The 14,893-nt window shown below is 68.0% G+C and carries 12 protein-coding genes; 10 read left to right on the top strand and 2 right to left on the bottom strand.

Going from position 1 to position 14,893, the window contains the following annotated elements:
• Positions 1 to 81 precede the first annotated feature (81 nt).
• From betA to KDW96_RS13900, 7 genes are all read left to right on the top strand, one after another.
• The gene (gene betA / locus KDW96_RS13930; protein WP_255836853.1) at positions 82 to 1,764 is read left to right on the top strand and encodes a choline dehydrogenase; all 1,683 of its coding nucleotides are present in this window, start codon (positions 82 to 84) and stop codon (positions 1,762 to 1,764) included.
• A 158-nt stretch (positions 1,765 to 1,922) separates the two neighbouring features.
• Positions 1,923 to 3,119 (top strand): quaternary amine ABC transporter ATP-binding protein, encoded by a 1,197-nt coding sequence (locus KDW96_RS13925; RefSeq protein WP_255836852.1) that lies wholly within the window; start codon positions 1,923 to 1,925, stop codon positions 3,117 to 3,119.
• Between the two features lies 1 nt (position 3,120).
• On the top strand, positions 3,121 to 4,002 hold the full coding sequence (locus KDW96_RS13920) for an ABC transporter permease (protein WP_255836851.1): 882 nt from the start codon (positions 3,121 to 3,123) through the stop codon (positions 4,000 to 4,002).
• A gap of 139 nt (positions 4,003 to 4,141) precedes the next feature.
• Positions 4,142 to 5,584: a TldD/PmbA family protein gene (locus KDW96_RS13915; RefSeq protein ID WP_255836850.1), complete on the top strand. Its 1,443-nt coding sequence runs from the start codon at positions 4,142 to 4,144 to the stop codon at positions 5,582 to 5,584.
• The gene (locus tag KDW96_RS13910) at positions 5,584 to 6,915 is read left to right on the top strand and encodes a TldD/PmbA family protein (RefSeq protein ID WP_255836849.1); all 1,332 of its coding nucleotides are present in this window, start codon (positions 5,584 to 5,586) and stop codon (positions 6,913 to 6,915) included. The genes KDW96_RS13915 and KDW96_RS13910 overlap by 1 nt, the downstream gene beginning before the upstream one ends.
• Before the next feature lie 84 nt (positions 6,916 to 6,999).
• Complete coding sequence (gene dbpA / locus KDW96_RS13905) at positions 7,000 to 8,379, top strand: ATP-dependent RNA helicase DbpA (RefSeq protein WP_255836848.1); 1,380 nt, start codon at positions 7,000 to 7,002, stop codon at positions 8,377 to 8,379.
• Between the two features lie 47 nt (positions 8,380 to 8,426).
• Positions 8,427 to 9,662, top strand: coding sequence for a diguanylate cyclase domain-containing protein (locus KDW96_RS13900; RefSeq protein ID WP_255836847.1), 1,236 nt, complete (start codon positions 8,427 to 8,429; stop codon positions 9,660 to 9,662).
• Positions 9,663 to 9,664: 2 nt separating this feature from the next.
• Here KDW96_RS13900 and KDW96_RS13895 read toward each other — a convergent pair whose 3' ends face one another.
• Positions 9,665 to 10,399 (bottom strand): substrate-binding periplasmic protein, encoded by a 735-nt coding sequence (locus KDW96_RS13895; RefSeq protein WP_255836846.1) that lies wholly within the window; start codon positions 10,397 to 10,399, stop codon positions 9,665 to 9,667.
• A gap of 136 nt (positions 10,400 to 10,535) precedes the next feature.
• Here KDW96_RS13895 and KDW96_RS13890 point away from each other — a divergent pair, with 136 nt between their 5' ends.
• From KDW96_RS13890 to KDW96_RS13880, 3 genes are all read left to right on the top strand, one after another.
• A complete protein-coding gene (locus KDW96_RS13890; RefSeq protein WP_255836845.1) occupies positions 10,536 to 10,988 on the top strand; it encodes a DUF302 domain-containing protein in 453 nt (150 codons plus the stop codon).
• Between the two features lie 75 nt (positions 10,989 to 11,063).
• On the top strand, positions 11,064 to 12,248 hold the full coding sequence (locus KDW96_RS13885) for a BaiN/RdsA family NAD(P)/FAD-dependent oxidoreductase (protein WP_255836844.1): 1,185 nt from the start codon (positions 11,064 to 11,066) through the stop codon (positions 12,246 to 12,248).
• Positions 12,249 to 12,338: 90 nt separating this feature from the next.
• Positions 12,339 to 14,186 carry an SLC13 family permease gene (locus KDW96_RS13880; protein WP_255836843.1) on the top strand — a complete coding sequence of 616 codons (1,848 nt, stop codon included), beginning with the start codon at positions 12,339 to 12,341 and terminating at the stop codon, positions 14,184 to 14,186.
• A gap of 18 nt (positions 14,187 to 14,204) precedes the next feature.
• Here the strand turns inward: KDW96_RS13880 and KDW96_RS13875 are convergent, their stop codons facing one another.
• Positions 14,205 to 14,858, bottom strand: a complete 654-nt coding sequence (locus KDW96_RS13875) for a dioxygenase family protein (RefSeq protein WP_255836842.1) — start codon at positions 14,856 to 14,858, stop codon at positions 14,205 to 14,207.
• Positions 14,859 to 14,893: the final 35 nt, after the last annotated feature.

Below are 14,893 nucleotides of genomic sequence, written 5' to 3'. Positions count from 1 at the left end.
GCGCCACCACGACCCGGATCCGCTCCGGGAAACTGGCGACAAACCCCGGAGCAATACCGGGCTACACAGCAGGTAGAGTCTATGCGTGAAGAATTCGACTACATCATCGTCGGCGCCGGTTCAGCCGGTAACGTGCTGGCCACTCGCCTGACCGAGGATGCCGACGTCAGCGTGCTGCTGCTGGAAGCGGGCGGCCCCGACTACCGTCTCGACTTCCGCACCCAGATGCCCGCGGCCCTGGCGTTTCCGCTGCAGGGCCGCCGTTACAACTGGGCCTACGAGACCGATCCCGAGCCGCACATGAACAACCGGCGCATGGAGTGCGGTCGCGGCAAGGGTCTGGGCGGCTCTTCCCTGATCAACGGCATGTGCTACATCCGTGGCAACGCCATGGACTACGACGGCTGGGCCAAGGAGAAAGGCCTGGAGGACTGGAGCTACCTGGACTGCCTGCCCTACTTCCGCAAGGCCGAGACCCGCGACATCGGCCCCAACGCCTACCACGGCGGCGACGGTCCGGTCAGCGTGACCACGCCGAAGACCGGCAACAACCCGCTGTTCCAGGCCATGATCGAGGCCGGCGTGCAGGCCGGTTACCCGCGCACCGACGACCTCAACGGCTACCAGCAGGAAGGCTTCGGCCCGATGGACCGCACCGTGACCCCCCAGGGCCGGCGTGCCAGCACTGCCCGCGGATATCTGGACCAGGCCCGCGGCCGGCCCAACCTGAAGATCGTCACCCACGCCCTGACCGACCGCATCCTGTTCAGCGGCAAGCGCGCCATCGGCGTCGCCTACCTGCAGGGCGACAGCGACACCCCAGTGACCGTGCATGCCCGCCGCGAAGTGCTGCTGTGCAGCGGCGCCATCGCCTCGCCGCAGATCCTCCAGCGTTCCGGGGTCGGCCCCGGCACCCTGTTGCGCGACCTCGACATTCCCGTGGTGCATGACCTGCCCGGCGTCGGCCAGAACCTTCAGGATCACCTGGAAATGTACCTGCAGTACGCCTGCAAGGAGCCGGTGTCGCTGTACCCGGCGCTGCAGTGGTGGAACCAGCCGAAGATCGGTGCCCAGTGGATGTTTCTCGGCAAGGGCGTCGGCGCCAGCAACCAGTTCGAGGCCGGCGGCTTCATCCGCAGCCGCGAAGAATTCGAGTGGCCGAACCTCCAGTACCACTTCCTGCCGGTGGCGATCAATTACAACGGCAGCAATGCGGTCAAGGAGCACGGTTTCCAGGCCCACGTCGGTTCCATGCGCTCGCCCAGCCGCGGCCGCGTGCACCTCAAGTCCAAGGACCCGCGCCAGCACCCCAGCATCCTGTTCAACTACATGGCCACCGAACAGGACTGGCAGGAGTTCCGTGACGGCATCCGCATCACCCGCGAGATCATGGCGCAGTCCGCCCTCGACCCCTACCGCGGCCGCGAACTGAGCCCCGGCGTCGACGTGAAGAGCGATGCCGAGCTGGACGCCTTCGTCCGCGATCATGCGGAAACCGCCTTCCACCCGTCCTGCTCCTGCAAGATGGGTGAAGACGACATGGCGGTGGTCGACGGCCAGGGCCGGGTGCACGGCATGGAAGGCCTGCGGGTGGTCGACGCTTCGATCATGCCGATCATCACCACCGGCAACCTCAACGCACCGACCATCATGATGGCCGAGAAGATCGCCGACAAAATCCGCGGCCGCACCCCGCTGCCGCGCAGCACTGCGCCCTACTACGTGGCTGGCGGCGCGCCGGCACGCCGTACCGCACAGCGCTAGCGGCGCCGACTCGCGAGGCCGGCCATCGCCTGACGGCGCTGGCCCGGCCGAGCAACGCTCCCCCATTCACACAGGCAAGCACTATCAGCGGCCGCCGTGCCTTGCGCGCCGGGTTTCACTCATCAGCACTGAATTCTAATAAGAGAGGGTCCCACCCAATGCAGTCTGGAAAGATCGTCGTCGAGAACCTGTTCAAGGTCTTCGGCCAGAACCCACAAGAAGCCATCGACCTGCTCAAGCAGGGCTGGAGCAAGGACAAGATCCTCGCCGAGAAGGGCGCCGTCATCGGTGTCAGCGATGTCTCCTTCAGCGTCGAGGAGGGCGAGATCTTCGTCCTCATGGGCCTCTCCGGCTCGGGCAAATCGACCCTGATCCGCCTGATCAACCGCCTCATCGACCCCAGTGCCGGCAACGTCTACATCGACGGCCAGAACGTCGCCAAGATGACCAAGTCCGAACTGGTCGACCTGCGCCGCCGCGACATGAGCATGGTCTTCCAGTCCTTCGCCCTGATGCCCTCGCGCAGCGTGCTGGACAACGCCGCCTTCGGCCTCGAGGTCGCCGGCGTCGGCCGCAAGGAACGCGAGCAGCGCGCCATGGAGGTGCTCGCCCAGGTCGGCCTGGACACCTTCGCCCACAAGCACCCCCACGAGCTGTCCGGCGGCATGCAGCAGCGCGTCGGCCTGGCCCGCGCCCTGGCGGTGGACCCCTCGATCATGATCATGGACGAGGCGTTTTCCGCCCTCGACCCGCTCAAGCGCCGCGAGATGCAGGACCTGCTGCTGGAGCTGCAGAAGGAACACCGCCGCACCATCATCTTCGTCTCCCACGACATCGAGGAAGCCATGCGCATCGGCAGCCGCATCGGCATCATGGAAGGCGGCAAGCTGATCCAGGTCGGCACCCCCCAGGAGCTGGTCGACAGCCCGGCCAACGACTACGTACGCAACTTCTTCGACACCGTCGACACCAACCGCTACCTCACCGCCAGCCAGCTCAAGGCCGACAGCGTGCCGACCTACGTGCACAACGGCGTGGCGCCCTGCGCCCTGACCGTGTGTCGTGAGCTGCAGGCGCAAGACAAGCACTACGCCTTCGTCGTCGACGAGCACAAGCGCTTCTGCGGCTCCATCAGCCTGGAGAAGATCGCCCTGATGACCGAAGGCGGCAAGCCGATCAAGCTCGACAAGGACGTGCTCAAGCAGATCGAGCCGGTGCCCGAGGACATGCCCCTGGAACAGGTGATCGAACGCCTGGTGATCAACGAAGGGCCGATCCCGGTGATCGACGCCAACGGCCTCTACAGCGGCGCCATCAGCAAGGGTCGCCTGCTCAACCGTATGCAGGGAGAATGACATGAGCGACAAGAAACTCGACCTGGGCAGCTGGGTCAACGACGTGGTCCAGCACCTGCTGGACAACTACAGTGGCGCTTTCGACAGCATCGGCAGCGTGGTCGCCGGCTTCTCCGAGGGCGTCGAGGCCCTGCTGATGCTGCCGCCGGCCTGGCTGCTGATCGCCCTCTTCGTCGGCCTCGGCCTGTGGCGCATCGGCGCCCGCTTCGCCGCCTTCACCGCCGTGTCCTTCATCCTGATCGTCATGACCGGCTTCTGGGAGCAGACCGTGGTCACCCTCGGCCTGACCTTCTCCTCGACCCTGATCAGCCTGCTGCTGGGCATCCCCCTGGGCATCTGGGCGGCGCGCAGCGAGCGGGTGGCCACCACCATCCGCCCGGTGCTGGACTTCATGCAGACCATGCCGGCCTTCGTCTACCTGATCCCGGCGGCCATGCTGTTCGGCCTCGGCCGCGTGCCGGGGATCATCGCCACGGTGATCTTCGCCATGCCGCCGGCCGTGCGCCTGACCAACCTGGGCATCCGCCAGGTCAACAAGGAAATCGTCGAGGCCGGCCAGTCGTTCGGCTGCACCGGTCGCCAGCTGCTGTTCAAGGTGCAGCTGCCCAACGCCATGCCGTCGATCATGGCCGGGGTCAACCAGACCATCATGATGGCCCTGTCGATGGTGATCATCGCCTCGATGGTCGGCGCCGGCGGCCTGGGCAACGACGTGCTGGCAAGCATCCAGCGCCTGGATATCGGTCTAGGCTTCGAAAGCGGCATGGCCGTGGTATTGCTGGCGATCATCCTCGACCGCATCACCGAGAGTTTCGGCACCAAGCAGACCGCGCCACGCAACAGCCTGATCAGCTGGGTGGGCGCGACCTTCCAGCGCCGCTAGGGGTCGCCTGCGCCGGCCTGCCACGCGCGGGTCGGCGACCCTGACGCCTTGTGATGGGCGGACAGCTGGGCAATCATTGGCCAACTGTCCGCCACCAGCGTGCCGGTCCTGGGCCGGCACGCTGGCCAGGAGTCGCCCCATGTCCGAAGCCTTCGCCACCCTCAAACGCCATTTCGCCGGCCTGCATTGCGCGGCCGAGCACTGGTCGCTGCGCTACGTGCGCCAGGACGACCGGCAGCTGGCGGTGCGCAAGCACATTGCCGAGCCGCCGCGCTTTGCCCGCGACGAAGGCGCGATGCTCAGCGTACGCATTGCCGGCGTCGAAGCCTATGCGGCCACCAGCGACCTGTCCCGCCAGGGCCTGCAGGCCGCACTCGACGGGGCCGCCCAGCTGGCCCGGCGCATCGCCGCCCAGGCGCTGCTCGACCAGGGCGCGCTCGAGCCGTCCAGCGCCCGCGGCGACTACCGCTCCCCCGGCTTCGACCAGCCCTTTCCCGCGCTCGCCGAGTGTTACCAGCTGCTGGCCGCCGAGTCGGCGGCGGTACCGGCAGATCCGCGCCTGGTCAACTGGCGGGTCGGCCTGCATATCAGCGAAGTCGAGCAGCTCTACCTGAACACCGCCGGCGCCGAGCTGCACTCGGCCCAGCGCTTCGTCTACCCGCACCTCAGCGTCACCGCCTACGACGGCCACGACAGCCAGACCCGCAACCTCGGCGGCGCCCACCTGGGCCAGCAGGGGGGTGCCGAGCTGATCAGCCGCCTGGGCCTGATCGGCGCCGCGCCCCAGGTCGCCGACCAGGCCCTGCAGCTGCTGCTGGCGCCCAACACGCCGAGCGGGCCGCGCGACCTGCTGCTGATGCCCGACCAGATGATCCTGCAGCTGCACGAGTCCATCGGCCATCCCCTGGAGCTGGACCGCATCCTCGGCGACGAGCGCAATTTCGCCGGCACCAGCTTCGTCAAGACCGAGGACTTCGGCCGCCTGCAGTACGGCTCGACCTTGCTCAACGTGACCTTCGACCCGCAGGTGCCCGAGGAGCTGGCCAGCTACGCCTTCGACGACGACGGCCAGCCGGCCAGCAAGCACTACCTGATCCGTGACGGCCTGCTGCTGCGGCCCCTCGGTGGCGCCCTGTCGCAGTTGCGCAGCGGCCTGCCGGGGGTGGCCAACAGCCGCGCCAGCAGCTGGAACCGCCCCCCCATCGACCGCATGGCCAACCTCAATATCGAGCCGGGCGGCCACAGCCTGGATCAGCTGATTGGCGGCATCGAGCACGGCATCCTGATGGCCAGCAACCGTTCCTGGTCCATCGACGACGCCCGCAACAAGTTCCAGTTCGGCTGCGAATGGGGCCAGTTGATCGAGCACGGCGAGCTGCGCGGGGTGGTCAAGAACCCCAACTACCGCGGCGTTTCCAGCCAATTCTGGGGCGCCCTCAGCGCCGTCGGCGACGCCAGCACCGTGGAGGTGCTGGGCACCCCGCACTGCGGCAAGGGCGAACCCAACCAGGTGGTGCGGGTCGGCCATGCCACACCGGCCTGTGTGTTCGCCGCGGTCGACGTCTTCGGGGGAGCCAGTTGATGAGCCACGACGCCCTCAACCAGTTCGAGACCCTCTGCCAGTGGCTGCGCCATGCCCTGGTCGCCGGCGAGGACTTCAGCCTCGGCTACAGCGCCGAGCGCTCCGACTTCGTGCGCTTCAACCGGGCCCGGGTGCGCCAGGCCGGCCGGGTGCAGCAGGCGAGCCTGGACCTGCAGCTGATCCGCGACGGCCGCCATGCCGAGCAGCAGCTGAGCTTGAGCGGCGAGCCGCAGGTCGATCGCCTGCGCCTGGAGGAGGCCCTGCAGCAGCTGCGCGCGATCCTGCCGCTGCTGCCGCCCGACCCCTACCTGCAGTTCAACCGCGAGCCCTGGCAGAGCCACAGCCTGCAGCTCGAGCCCCTGCCGGACAGCGCCACGGTGGTCGAGCAGGTCGCCCGCGAGGCCGGCGACCTGGACCTGGTCGGCTTCTATGCCGCCGGCCCCGTCAGCCGAGGCTTCGCCAGCTCCAGCGGGGCCTTCGGCTGGCACCAGGCGAGCAGTTTCAACCTCGACTGGAGCCTGTTCCACGGCAACGGCCAGGCGCTCAAGGCGCAGTACGCCGGCCAGCAGTGGCAGGCAGAGGGCTTCGCCACGCGCCTGCGGCAGGCGCGCGAGCAGCTGACCTACCTGGGCTTGCCCACGCGCAGCCTGGCGCCCGGCGAATACCGCGCCTACCTGGCCCCCGCGGCACTCCAGGAAGTCCTCGAACTGCTCGGCTGGGGCGGTTTCTCAGCCCAGGCCCTGGCCGAAAAGGACAGCCCCCTGCAGCGCCTGCACAGCGGCGAGGCCGCTCTCAGCCCCCTGGTGCACCTGCACGAGCAGGTCAGCGGCTCGCTGCTGCCCGGTTTCTCCAGCGAGGGCTATCCGCGCCAGGACCTTCAGCTGATCCGCGCCGGCCAGCCCGGGGCGCAGCTGGTCAGCGCCCGCAGCGCCGCCGAATACGGCTTGCCGGCCAATGGCGCCAGTCCCTGGGAGGCGCCCAGCGCCCTGGCCATGACCGCCGGCGAGCTGGCGCAAGAGGACCTGCTCGAGCGCCTGGGCACCGGCCTGTATATCGGCAACCTGTGGTACCTCAACTACTCGGACCGGCCCGCCGCGCGCATCACCGGCATGACCCGCTTCGCCAGTTTCTGGGTCGAGGACGGCCGCATCCAGGCACCGCTCGCCAGCATGCGCTTCGACGACAGCCTCTACGCCTTGCTCGGCAGCCGCCTCGAGGCGCTGACCCGCGAGCGCGAACTGAGCCTGTCCACCAGCACCTACCACCAGCGCCACAACGGCTCGACCCTGCTGCCCGGTGCCCTGCTCGGCGGCCTGACCCTGACCCTGTGACGGCACGCGCCGTCGCTCCGGCGCGGCCGGCGGCGCCGGGCCTGTTACACTGCGCGCCATTTCGTTTCTTCGCAGGTCCTCACCGTGACATCCACCGCCTTCAACGCTCTGCCGCTGTCCGCCGCCATGCTGGCCAACCTCGAGTCCCTCGGCTATGCGCAGATGACCCCGATCCAGGCGCAGAGCCTGCCGGTGATGCTCAAGGGCCTTGACCTGATCGCCCAGGCCAAGACCGGCAGCGGCAAGACCGCGGCCTTCGGCATCGGCCTGCTGCATCCGCTCAACCCGCGCTTCTTCGGTTGCCAGGCCCTGGTGCTGTGCCCGACCCGCGAGTTGGCCGACCAGGTGGCCAAGGAAATCCGCCGACTGGCGCGTGGCGCCGACAACATCAAGGTGCTGACCCTCTGCGGTGGCGTGCCCTTCGGCCCGCAGATCGGCTCCCTGGAGCACGGCGCGCAGATCATCGTCGGCACCCCGGGGCGGGTGCAGCAGCACCTGGACAAGGGCACCCTGAAGCTCGACGGGCTCAACACCCTGGTGCTCGACGAGGCCGACCGCATGCTCGACATGGGCTTCTACGACAGCATCGCCGCGATCATCGGCCAGACCCCGAGCCGGCGCCAGACCCTGCTGTTCTCCGCCACCTACCCGGCGGCCATCAAGCAGTTGTCCGCCGCCTTCATGCGCGACCCGCAGCAGGTCAAGGCCGAGGCCCTGCACGACGACACCCAGATCGAGCAGCGCTTCTACGAGATCGCCCCCGAAGAGCGCCTGGACGCGGTGGTCAAGCTGCTCACCAGTTTCCGTCCGCAGTCCAGCGTGGCCTTCTGCTTCACCAAGCAGCAGTGCCAGGAAGTGGTCGACCACCTCAGCAGCCAGGGCATTTCCGCCGCGGCGCTGCACGGCGACCTGGAACAACGCGACCGCGACCAGGTGCTGGCGATGTTCGCCAACCGCAGCCTGTCGGTCCTGGTGGCCACCGACGTGGCCGCCCGCGGCCTGGACATCGACGCCCTGGACATGGTGATCAACGTCGAACTGGCCCGCGACTCGGAGACCCACATCCACCGCGTCGGCCGCACCGGCCGCGCCGGCGCCAAGGGCCTGGCGGTGAGCCTGGTGGCGCCGGCCGAGGCGCACCGCGCCCAGGCCGTGGAAACCCTGCAGAAGGGTGCGCTGACCTGGCACCCGCTGGACAGCCTGAAGAAGCAGTCCGGCGAGCCGCTGCAGCCGCCGATGACCACCCTGTGCATCGGTGCCGGGCGCAAGGACAAGCTGCGCCCCGGTGACATCCTCGGCGCCCTCACCGGCGAGGCGGGAATACCCGGCGCCCAGGTCGGCAAGATCGCCATCTTCGACTACCAGGCGCTGGTCGCCGTCGAGCGCGGCATCGCCAAACAGGCGCTCAAGCGCCTCACCGACGGCAAGATCAAGGGCCGCTCGCTGCGCGTACGCACGCTCTGAGGGCCAGCCCGCCGAAAACCGCGGCCGCACCCGCTACAGGAGTTCCCGTGCGCAACATTCTGGTCATCGAAGACAGCCCGCTGGTGCTGAAGATCCTCGAGCATCTGTTCCGCCAGGAGGCCGAACTGCAGCCGCTGTTCTGCGCCTCCCTGGCCGAGGCCCAGGTCATGCTGGAGAGCTCCGCCGAGCTGTTCTTCGCCGCCATCGTCGACCTGCACCTGCCGGACGCGCCACACGGCGAAAGCGTCGACCTGGTGATGCACTACGGCCTGCCCTGCATCGTGCTCAGCGGCTCCTACGACGAACAGCGGCGTGACCAGCTGCTGCTCAAGGGGGTGGTCGACTATGTGCTCAAGGAGAGCCAGCACTCCTACGAATACGCCTTCCGTCTGCTGCATCGCCTGGAAAGCAACGGCCAGGTGAAGATCCTCGTCGCCGAGGACTCCGACGCCACCCGCCAGTACATCCGCCACGTGCTGGCGCCGCACCGTTTCCAGCTGCTCGAGGCCCGCGACGGCGACGAGACCCTGCGCATTCTCGAGGCGCAGCCGGACATCGACCTGCTGGTGGTCGACCACAGCATGCCGGGTCTCAGCGGCTTCGAGCTGGTCAAATTGCTGCGCCAGAAGATGAAGCGCCACGAGCTGATCATCATCGGCCTGTCCGCCGACGCCAAGGGCTCGCTCAGCGCCAAGTTCATCAAGCACGGTGCCGATGACTTCCTGCGCAAGCCGTTCTGCCCGGAAGAGCTCAACTGCCGGGTGATCTCGACGCTTGAGCGCCGCGACCTGCTGCGCGCCCTGAAGCAGGCCGCGCAGTACGATGCGCTGACCGGCCTGAACAATCGCCGGGCCTTCTACGAACAGGGCCTGGCCCAGCTGCAACGGGCCCATGCCCGCGACCAGCCCGTCAGCGTGGCGATGATCGACCTGGACCATTTCAAACGGATCAACGACCAGCACGGCCACGCCAGCGGCGATGCCGCCCTGGTCGCCTTCGCCGGCCTCTTCGCCGAGGCCCTGCCCGAGGCCCTGCTCGGTCGCCTCGGCGGCGAAGAGTTCGCCCTGCTCAGCCGGCAGGACGCGCCTGGCCTGGCCCAGACCCTGGACCGCCTGCGCGAGCGCTGCGCCAGGCTCGACTACAGCGCCGGCGCACCGCCGCTGTCATTCAGCGCCGGGGTCTGCGAGGCTTCCGGGAACAGCCTGGAGCACCTGCTGCACGAGGCCGATCAGCGCCTCTATCGCGCCAAGCACCAGGGCCGCGGCCTGACCATCTGGCAATAGCGCTAGAGGCCATGGCGCCGGAGAATGGCAGCGTAGCTGCCATCGGCGCGCATCGCCTCGATGGCGTGGTTGAACGCCTCGGCGATGCGCCGGTGATCGGGACGACCGAGGCTGACCAGGATATGCAAGCCGTTCTCACTGAGCGGCTTCGGCACGAACTCCAGTTCATCGCGGATGCCGCGCAGCGTGCGCCCGAGGTGATAGCGCGCGACGAACTCGTCCTCCACCATCATGTCCACCCGCCCGGCGTAAACCATGCGGGCGCCGCTCTGGAAACCGCTGACGATAACCTTGGTCAGCTGCCGATCGTGATCGAACTCGGGGGAGTAGGCATAGTCGCGCATCACCGCGATGCGATAAGGATAGAGGTCGGCAAGCTGGCGAAATTCCACCGCCTCGCCCTTGCGCCGCAGAAAACTGATGCGATTTACCAGGTAGGGGCTGGAAAAATAGCCGAAGTGGCTGCGCGCCTCGCTGTACCAGGCATTGATCAGCACATCGTAACGCCCCTGGCGCAGGCCCTTCACCGCCCTGGCCCAGGGCACCTCGGAGTAGTGAGAGGCATAGCCGGCTCGCTGTAGCGCCGTACCGACCAGATCCGAAGCCAGGCCATTGTTGAGCAGTTTGTGGTCGTTGAACGGCGGCCAGGGGCTGGCGACCAGCTTAAGCGCCTCCGCAGCGCTAACCGGCCCGCACAGCAAAGCCAACGACAAACACCAGACCCGCAACCCGGTCATGACAACCTGCTCAGAACAAAGGATTGATCAATACTAGTCGGCGTTCACCATCGCGCCTATCTCGGGGAAGTCGAATACCGAGTCGCCAACGACCTCCCTTCTGCCAAGTGCCCCCCACCGATTCGAGGAACCGTCCATGAACACCCTACGAATGCTGCTAGTCCTCAGCCTGCTGACCGTCGCCACGCTCGCCCAGGCCGCGGAAGGGCTGGTGGCGCTGAAGAGCCCCCACAGTGCAGCGCAGACAATGAACCGACTGGCGCAACAGGTCGAGCAGCGCGGTCTGAGCATATTCGCCCGCATCGACCACGCCGCCGGCGCCGCCAAGGTGGGCAAGCAGCTGCGTCCCACCGAACTGCTGATCTTCGGCAACCCCCAGGGGGGCACGCCCCTACTGGAGTGCGCCCAGACCGCCGGCATCGACCTGCCACTGAAGGCGCTGGTCTGGGAGGATGCGTCGGCCCAGGTCTGGCTCGGCTACAACGATCCCGCCTACCTGGCCGCACGGCACGCAGTCGCCCAGTGCCCGGTGGTCGCCAAACTGCAGCAGGCTTTGACGGAAATCGCCTCGACGGTGGTCGCGCCCTGATCCGCAGCCATCGGGTAAGATGCGCGCTATTCGTTGCCGCGCTGGCGGCGCCCGTCGGGTTGTGGGGAAGTGGTTGTGCAAGTAACTGATGTGGTGATTGTCGGCGCCGGCGCCGCCGGGTTGATGTGCGCGCTGACCGCCGCCGGGCGCGGACGCCAGGTGCTGCTGCTGGACCACGCCAACAAGGCCGGGAAGAAGATCCTGATGTCCGGCGGCGGCCGCTGCAACTTCACCAATATGTACTGCGAGCCGGGCAACTTCCTCTCCGAGAACCCGCACTTCTGCAAGTCCGCCCTGGCCCGTTACAGCCAGTGGGACTTCATCGCCCTGGTGGCCAAGCACGGCGTGCCCTACCACGAGAAGAAACTCGGCCAGCTGTTCTGCGACAACAAGTCCAGCGACATCCTCGGCCTGCTGCTGGCCGAGTGCGAGGACGCCGGGGTCGAGCTGCGCCTGCAGACCTCGGTCAGCGAGATCGCCCGGCTGGACGCCGGCTACCAGCTGCAGACCAGCGCCGGCCAAGTCTGCTGCCAGTCGCTGGTGATCGCCACCGGCGGCCTTTCGATCCCCACCCTCGGCGCCAGCGGCTTCGGCTATCAGGTGGCCAAGCAGTTCGGTCACCAGGTGCTGCCGACCCGCGCCGGCCTGGTGCCCTTCACCCTCACCGACCCGCAGCTGAAGACCCTGTGCAGCGAGCTGTCCGGCACCTCGGTGGAAGATTGCCTGGTCAGCTGCAACGGCCAGAGCTTTCGCGAGAACATCCTGTTCACCCACCGCGGCCTGTCCGGTCCGGCGATCCTGCAGATTTCCTCCTACTGGCAGCCGGGGGACAGTGTCAGCATCGACCTGCTGCCGCATATCGACCTGCCGGACTGGCTGGCCACCCAGCAGGCGGCGCGGCCGAACAGCGAGCTGAAGACCCTGCTGGCCGAACTGTTCACCAAGAAGATGGCCGGCCTGCTGGCCGATGGCTGGTTCGTCTCCAAGCCGATGAAGCAGTACAGCGCCGGCGAACTCAAGGCCATCGCCGAGAAGCTCGGCGACTGGCGGCTGGTGCCGGCGGGCACCGAGGGTTACCGCACGGCCGAGGTGACCCTGGGCGGCATCGACACCCGCGAGGTGTCGTCCAAGACCCTGGAGTCGCTGAAGAGTCCGGGGCTGTATTTCATCGGCGAGGTACTCGACGTCACCGGCCACCTCGGCGGTTTCAACTTCCAGTGGGCCTGGGCCTCGGGCTACGCGGCGGCGCAGTATGTCTAGGCCCACGCCCCCAGGTGGTATCAGCGAACGCCCGCCATCGTTTCGCTGCCCCTCGTCCGCCCATCGCATCGTTCAAGGATCGTTCGCCGCATGACCCAAGACCAAGGCCTGATCTTCGCCATCCTCGCCGCGACCGTGGGGCTCTTTCTCTGGGGCCGCTGGCGCCACGACATTGTCGCCCTCGGCGCCCTGCTGGCCTGCGTGGTCACCGGCCTGGTGCCGGACCAGCAGGCCTTCGCCGGCTTCGGCCATCCGGCGGTGATCACCGTGGCCTGCGTGCTGGTGCTCAGCTACGGCCTGCAGAGCACCGGCGCGGTCGACGCCCTGGCCCACCGGGTGCTCCCGGCCAATGCCGGGCCGATGCTGTCGATCGCCGCCCTGACCGGCCTCGGCGCCCTGCTGTCGGCCTTCATGAACAACGTCGGCGCCCTCGCCCTGTTGATGCCGATCGCCCTGAAGCTCGCCGCCAAGCAGCAGATCACCCCGGGGCGCGCGCTGATGCCGCTGGCCTTCGGCACCATCCTCGGCGGCATGACCACGCTGATCGGCACACCGCCCAACCTGATCGTCTCCAGCTTCCGCGCCCAGAGCGGCGCCGGCCCCTTCGCCATGTTCGACTTCAGCCCGGTGGGGGTCGCCGTCGCGCTGACCGGTGTGCTGTTCATTTCCCTGCTCGGCTGGCGCCTGGTGCCCCGCCGGGAAGTGGAGGGCGCCGCCAGCTTCGACACCGGCACCTACATCACCGAGGCGCGGGTCAAGGAAGGCGCCAAGGCGGCGGGCAAGAGCCTGCGAGAAGTGGAAAAGCTGCTCGACGAGGCCGACGCCCAGGTGGTCGGCATGGTGCGCAACAAGCTGCGCCTATCGGCGCCCAACCCACGGCGCATCCTCCAGGTCGACGACGTGCTGATGATCGAGGCCGAACCGGAAGCCCTCGGCGATGTGCTCGGCAAGCTCGGCCTGCAACTGGAGGCCGCCAAGGTTGCCAAGGAGGAGAAACAGGCCGAGGACGAGGCGCTCCGCGCCGTGGCCGATGCGAAGAAGATCAAGAGCAAGGTCAGCGACAAGAAGGAAAGCGGCGGCGACGACAGCGTGCTGCAGGAACTGCTGGTGCGGCCGGACTCCCAGCTGATCGGCCTGTCGGCCAGCAGCACGCGCCTGCGCAGCCGCTACAGCATCAACTTGCTGGCGATCTCGCGGCAGAGCCACCGTTCGATCAAGCGCCTGCGTTCGACCCTGATCGAGCGCGGCGACGTGCTGCTGATGCAGGGCGAGCCCAGTGACATCAACGAATTCGCCGGCGACTACGCCTGCGTGCCCCTGGCCGAGCGCGCCATCAGCATTCCCAACCCGGGCCAGGCGAGCCTGGCCGCGGGCGTGATGCTGCTGGCCGTGCTGCTCGCCGCGTTCGGCGTGCTGTCGGCGGCGGTGGCCTTCGCCGCCGGCGTGCTGGTGTTCATGGTGGCTCGGATTGTTCCGCTGCGCCTGCTCTACCAGTCCATCGACTGGCCGGTGATCGTGCTGCTCGGCGCCCTGATCCCGGTGGCCGGGGCCATGTCCGCCAGCGGCGCGGCCGACCTGCTGGCGCGCCTGCTGATGGAGCACGTCGCCCAGGGCAACCCGGTGGTGGTGGTGACCCTGCTGCTGGTGGTGACCATGACCCTCTCGGACTTCATGAACAACGCCGCCACCGCCGCCGTCATGTGCCAGATCGCCCTTAGCGCGGCAAACCAGCTGGGGGTCAATCCCGATTCCCTGCTGATGGCCGTGGCGATCGGCGCGTCCTGTTCGTTCCTCACCCCCATCGGCCACCAGAACAACACGCTGATCCTCAGCCCCGGCGGCTTCCGTTTTGGCGACTACTGGCGCCTCGGCCTGCCGATGGAGATTCTCGTGGTGCTGGTCAGCGTACCGCTGCTGCTGCTGGTCTGGCCGCTCTGACGCGCGGCGCGCGCCGGCTCAGGAGGCCGGCGTCAGCCCTAGGACGATATCGAAGCGCGCCACCTGTTCACGCGCCACCGAGCCGGCCACCGGCACGAAGGGCACGATCAGCAAATCGCGCAGCTTGGGATCGGCGATCGCGTTGAGGATGCCGTCGCGGGCGTTCAGCCGTTCGCCGCGGATATAACACTGGGTGGCGAACCGCGCCTGGCCAGGCAGGGTCACGGCGAAATGGATATGCGGCGTGCGCCCCGGGTAGGGCACCGGGCGAATGGTGCGGAAGCGGTAGCGTCCGTCGGCGGCGGTGAGGAAGCGGCCATAGCCCTGGAAGTTCGGGTCGCGCCGCTCGCGATCCCCGCCCCGGCTGTGCAGGTAGACGCCATGGGCATCGACCTGCCAGATCTCCACCAGCGCATTCTCCAAGGGCCGTCCCCGGGCGTCGCGAATCCGCCCGTGCAAGTGCACGACAGTGCCGCTGGCCGGGGTCAGGCCATCGTCGACCTGCACCAGGTCGTTGTCCCGATCCAGGGGCAGCAGGTCGGGGTAGAAGGGCCCGACCGTCTGCGCCGGGGTCAGCAACCGCTCGGCGAAGGCGCCTGGCGCGCTGAGCAGCAAGGCGCCGCCGCCCAGACCGGCGAGCACGCGGCGACGACTGATAATTGAAGTGGCCATGCACAGCTCCCCTGATCGACTTCTGTCCAGCTAGA

Source organism: Pseudomonas benzenivorans, assembly GCF_024397895.1.
Taxonomy (GTDB): domain Bacteria; phylum Pseudomonadota; class Gammaproteobacteria; order Pseudomonadales; family Pseudomonadaceae; genus Aquipseudomonas; species Aquipseudomonas benzenivorans_A.
This window is presented reverse-complemented; position numbering and strand designations above follow the sequence as displayed.

Excerpts from the sequence above, each read along its gene's own strand:
- KDW96_RS13925 (WP_255836852.1), top strand. The coding sequence starts at position 1,923 with ATGCAGTCTGGAAAGATCGTCGTCGAGAACCTGTTCAAGGTCTTCGGC.
- KDW96_RS13895 (WP_255836846.1), bottom strand. The coding sequence starts at position 10,399 with ATGACCGGGTTGCGGGTCTGGTGTTTGTCGTTGGCTTTGCTGTGCGGG.
- KDW96_RS13910 (WP_255836849.1), top strand. The coding sequence starts at position 5,584 with ATGAGCCACGACGCCCTCAACCAGTTCGAGACCCTCTGCCAGTGGCTG.
- betA (WP_255836853.1), top strand. The coding sequence starts at position 82 with ATGCGTGAAGAATTCGACTACATCATCGTCGGCGCCGGTTCAGCCGGT.
- KDW96_RS13890 (WP_255836845.1), top strand. The coding sequence starts at position 10,536 with ATGAACACCCTACGAATGCTGCTAGTCCTCAGCCTGCTGACCGTCGCC.
- KDW96_RS13920 (WP_255836851.1), top strand. The coding sequence starts at position 3,121 with ATGAGCGACAAGAAACTCGACCTGGGCAGCTGGGTCAACGACGTGGTC.
- KDW96_RS13915 (WP_255836850.1), top strand. The coding sequence starts at position 4,142 with ATGTCCGAAGCCTTCGCCACCCTCAAACGCCATTTCGCCGGCCTGCAT.
- KDW96_RS13875 (WP_255836842.1), bottom strand. The coding sequence starts at position 14,858 with ATGGCCACTTCAATTATCAGTCGTCGCCGCGTGCTCGCCGGTCTGGGC.
- KDW96_RS13880 (WP_255836843.1), top strand. The coding sequence starts at position 12,339 with ATGACCCAAGACCAAGGCCTGATCTTCGCCATCCTCGCCGCGACCGTG.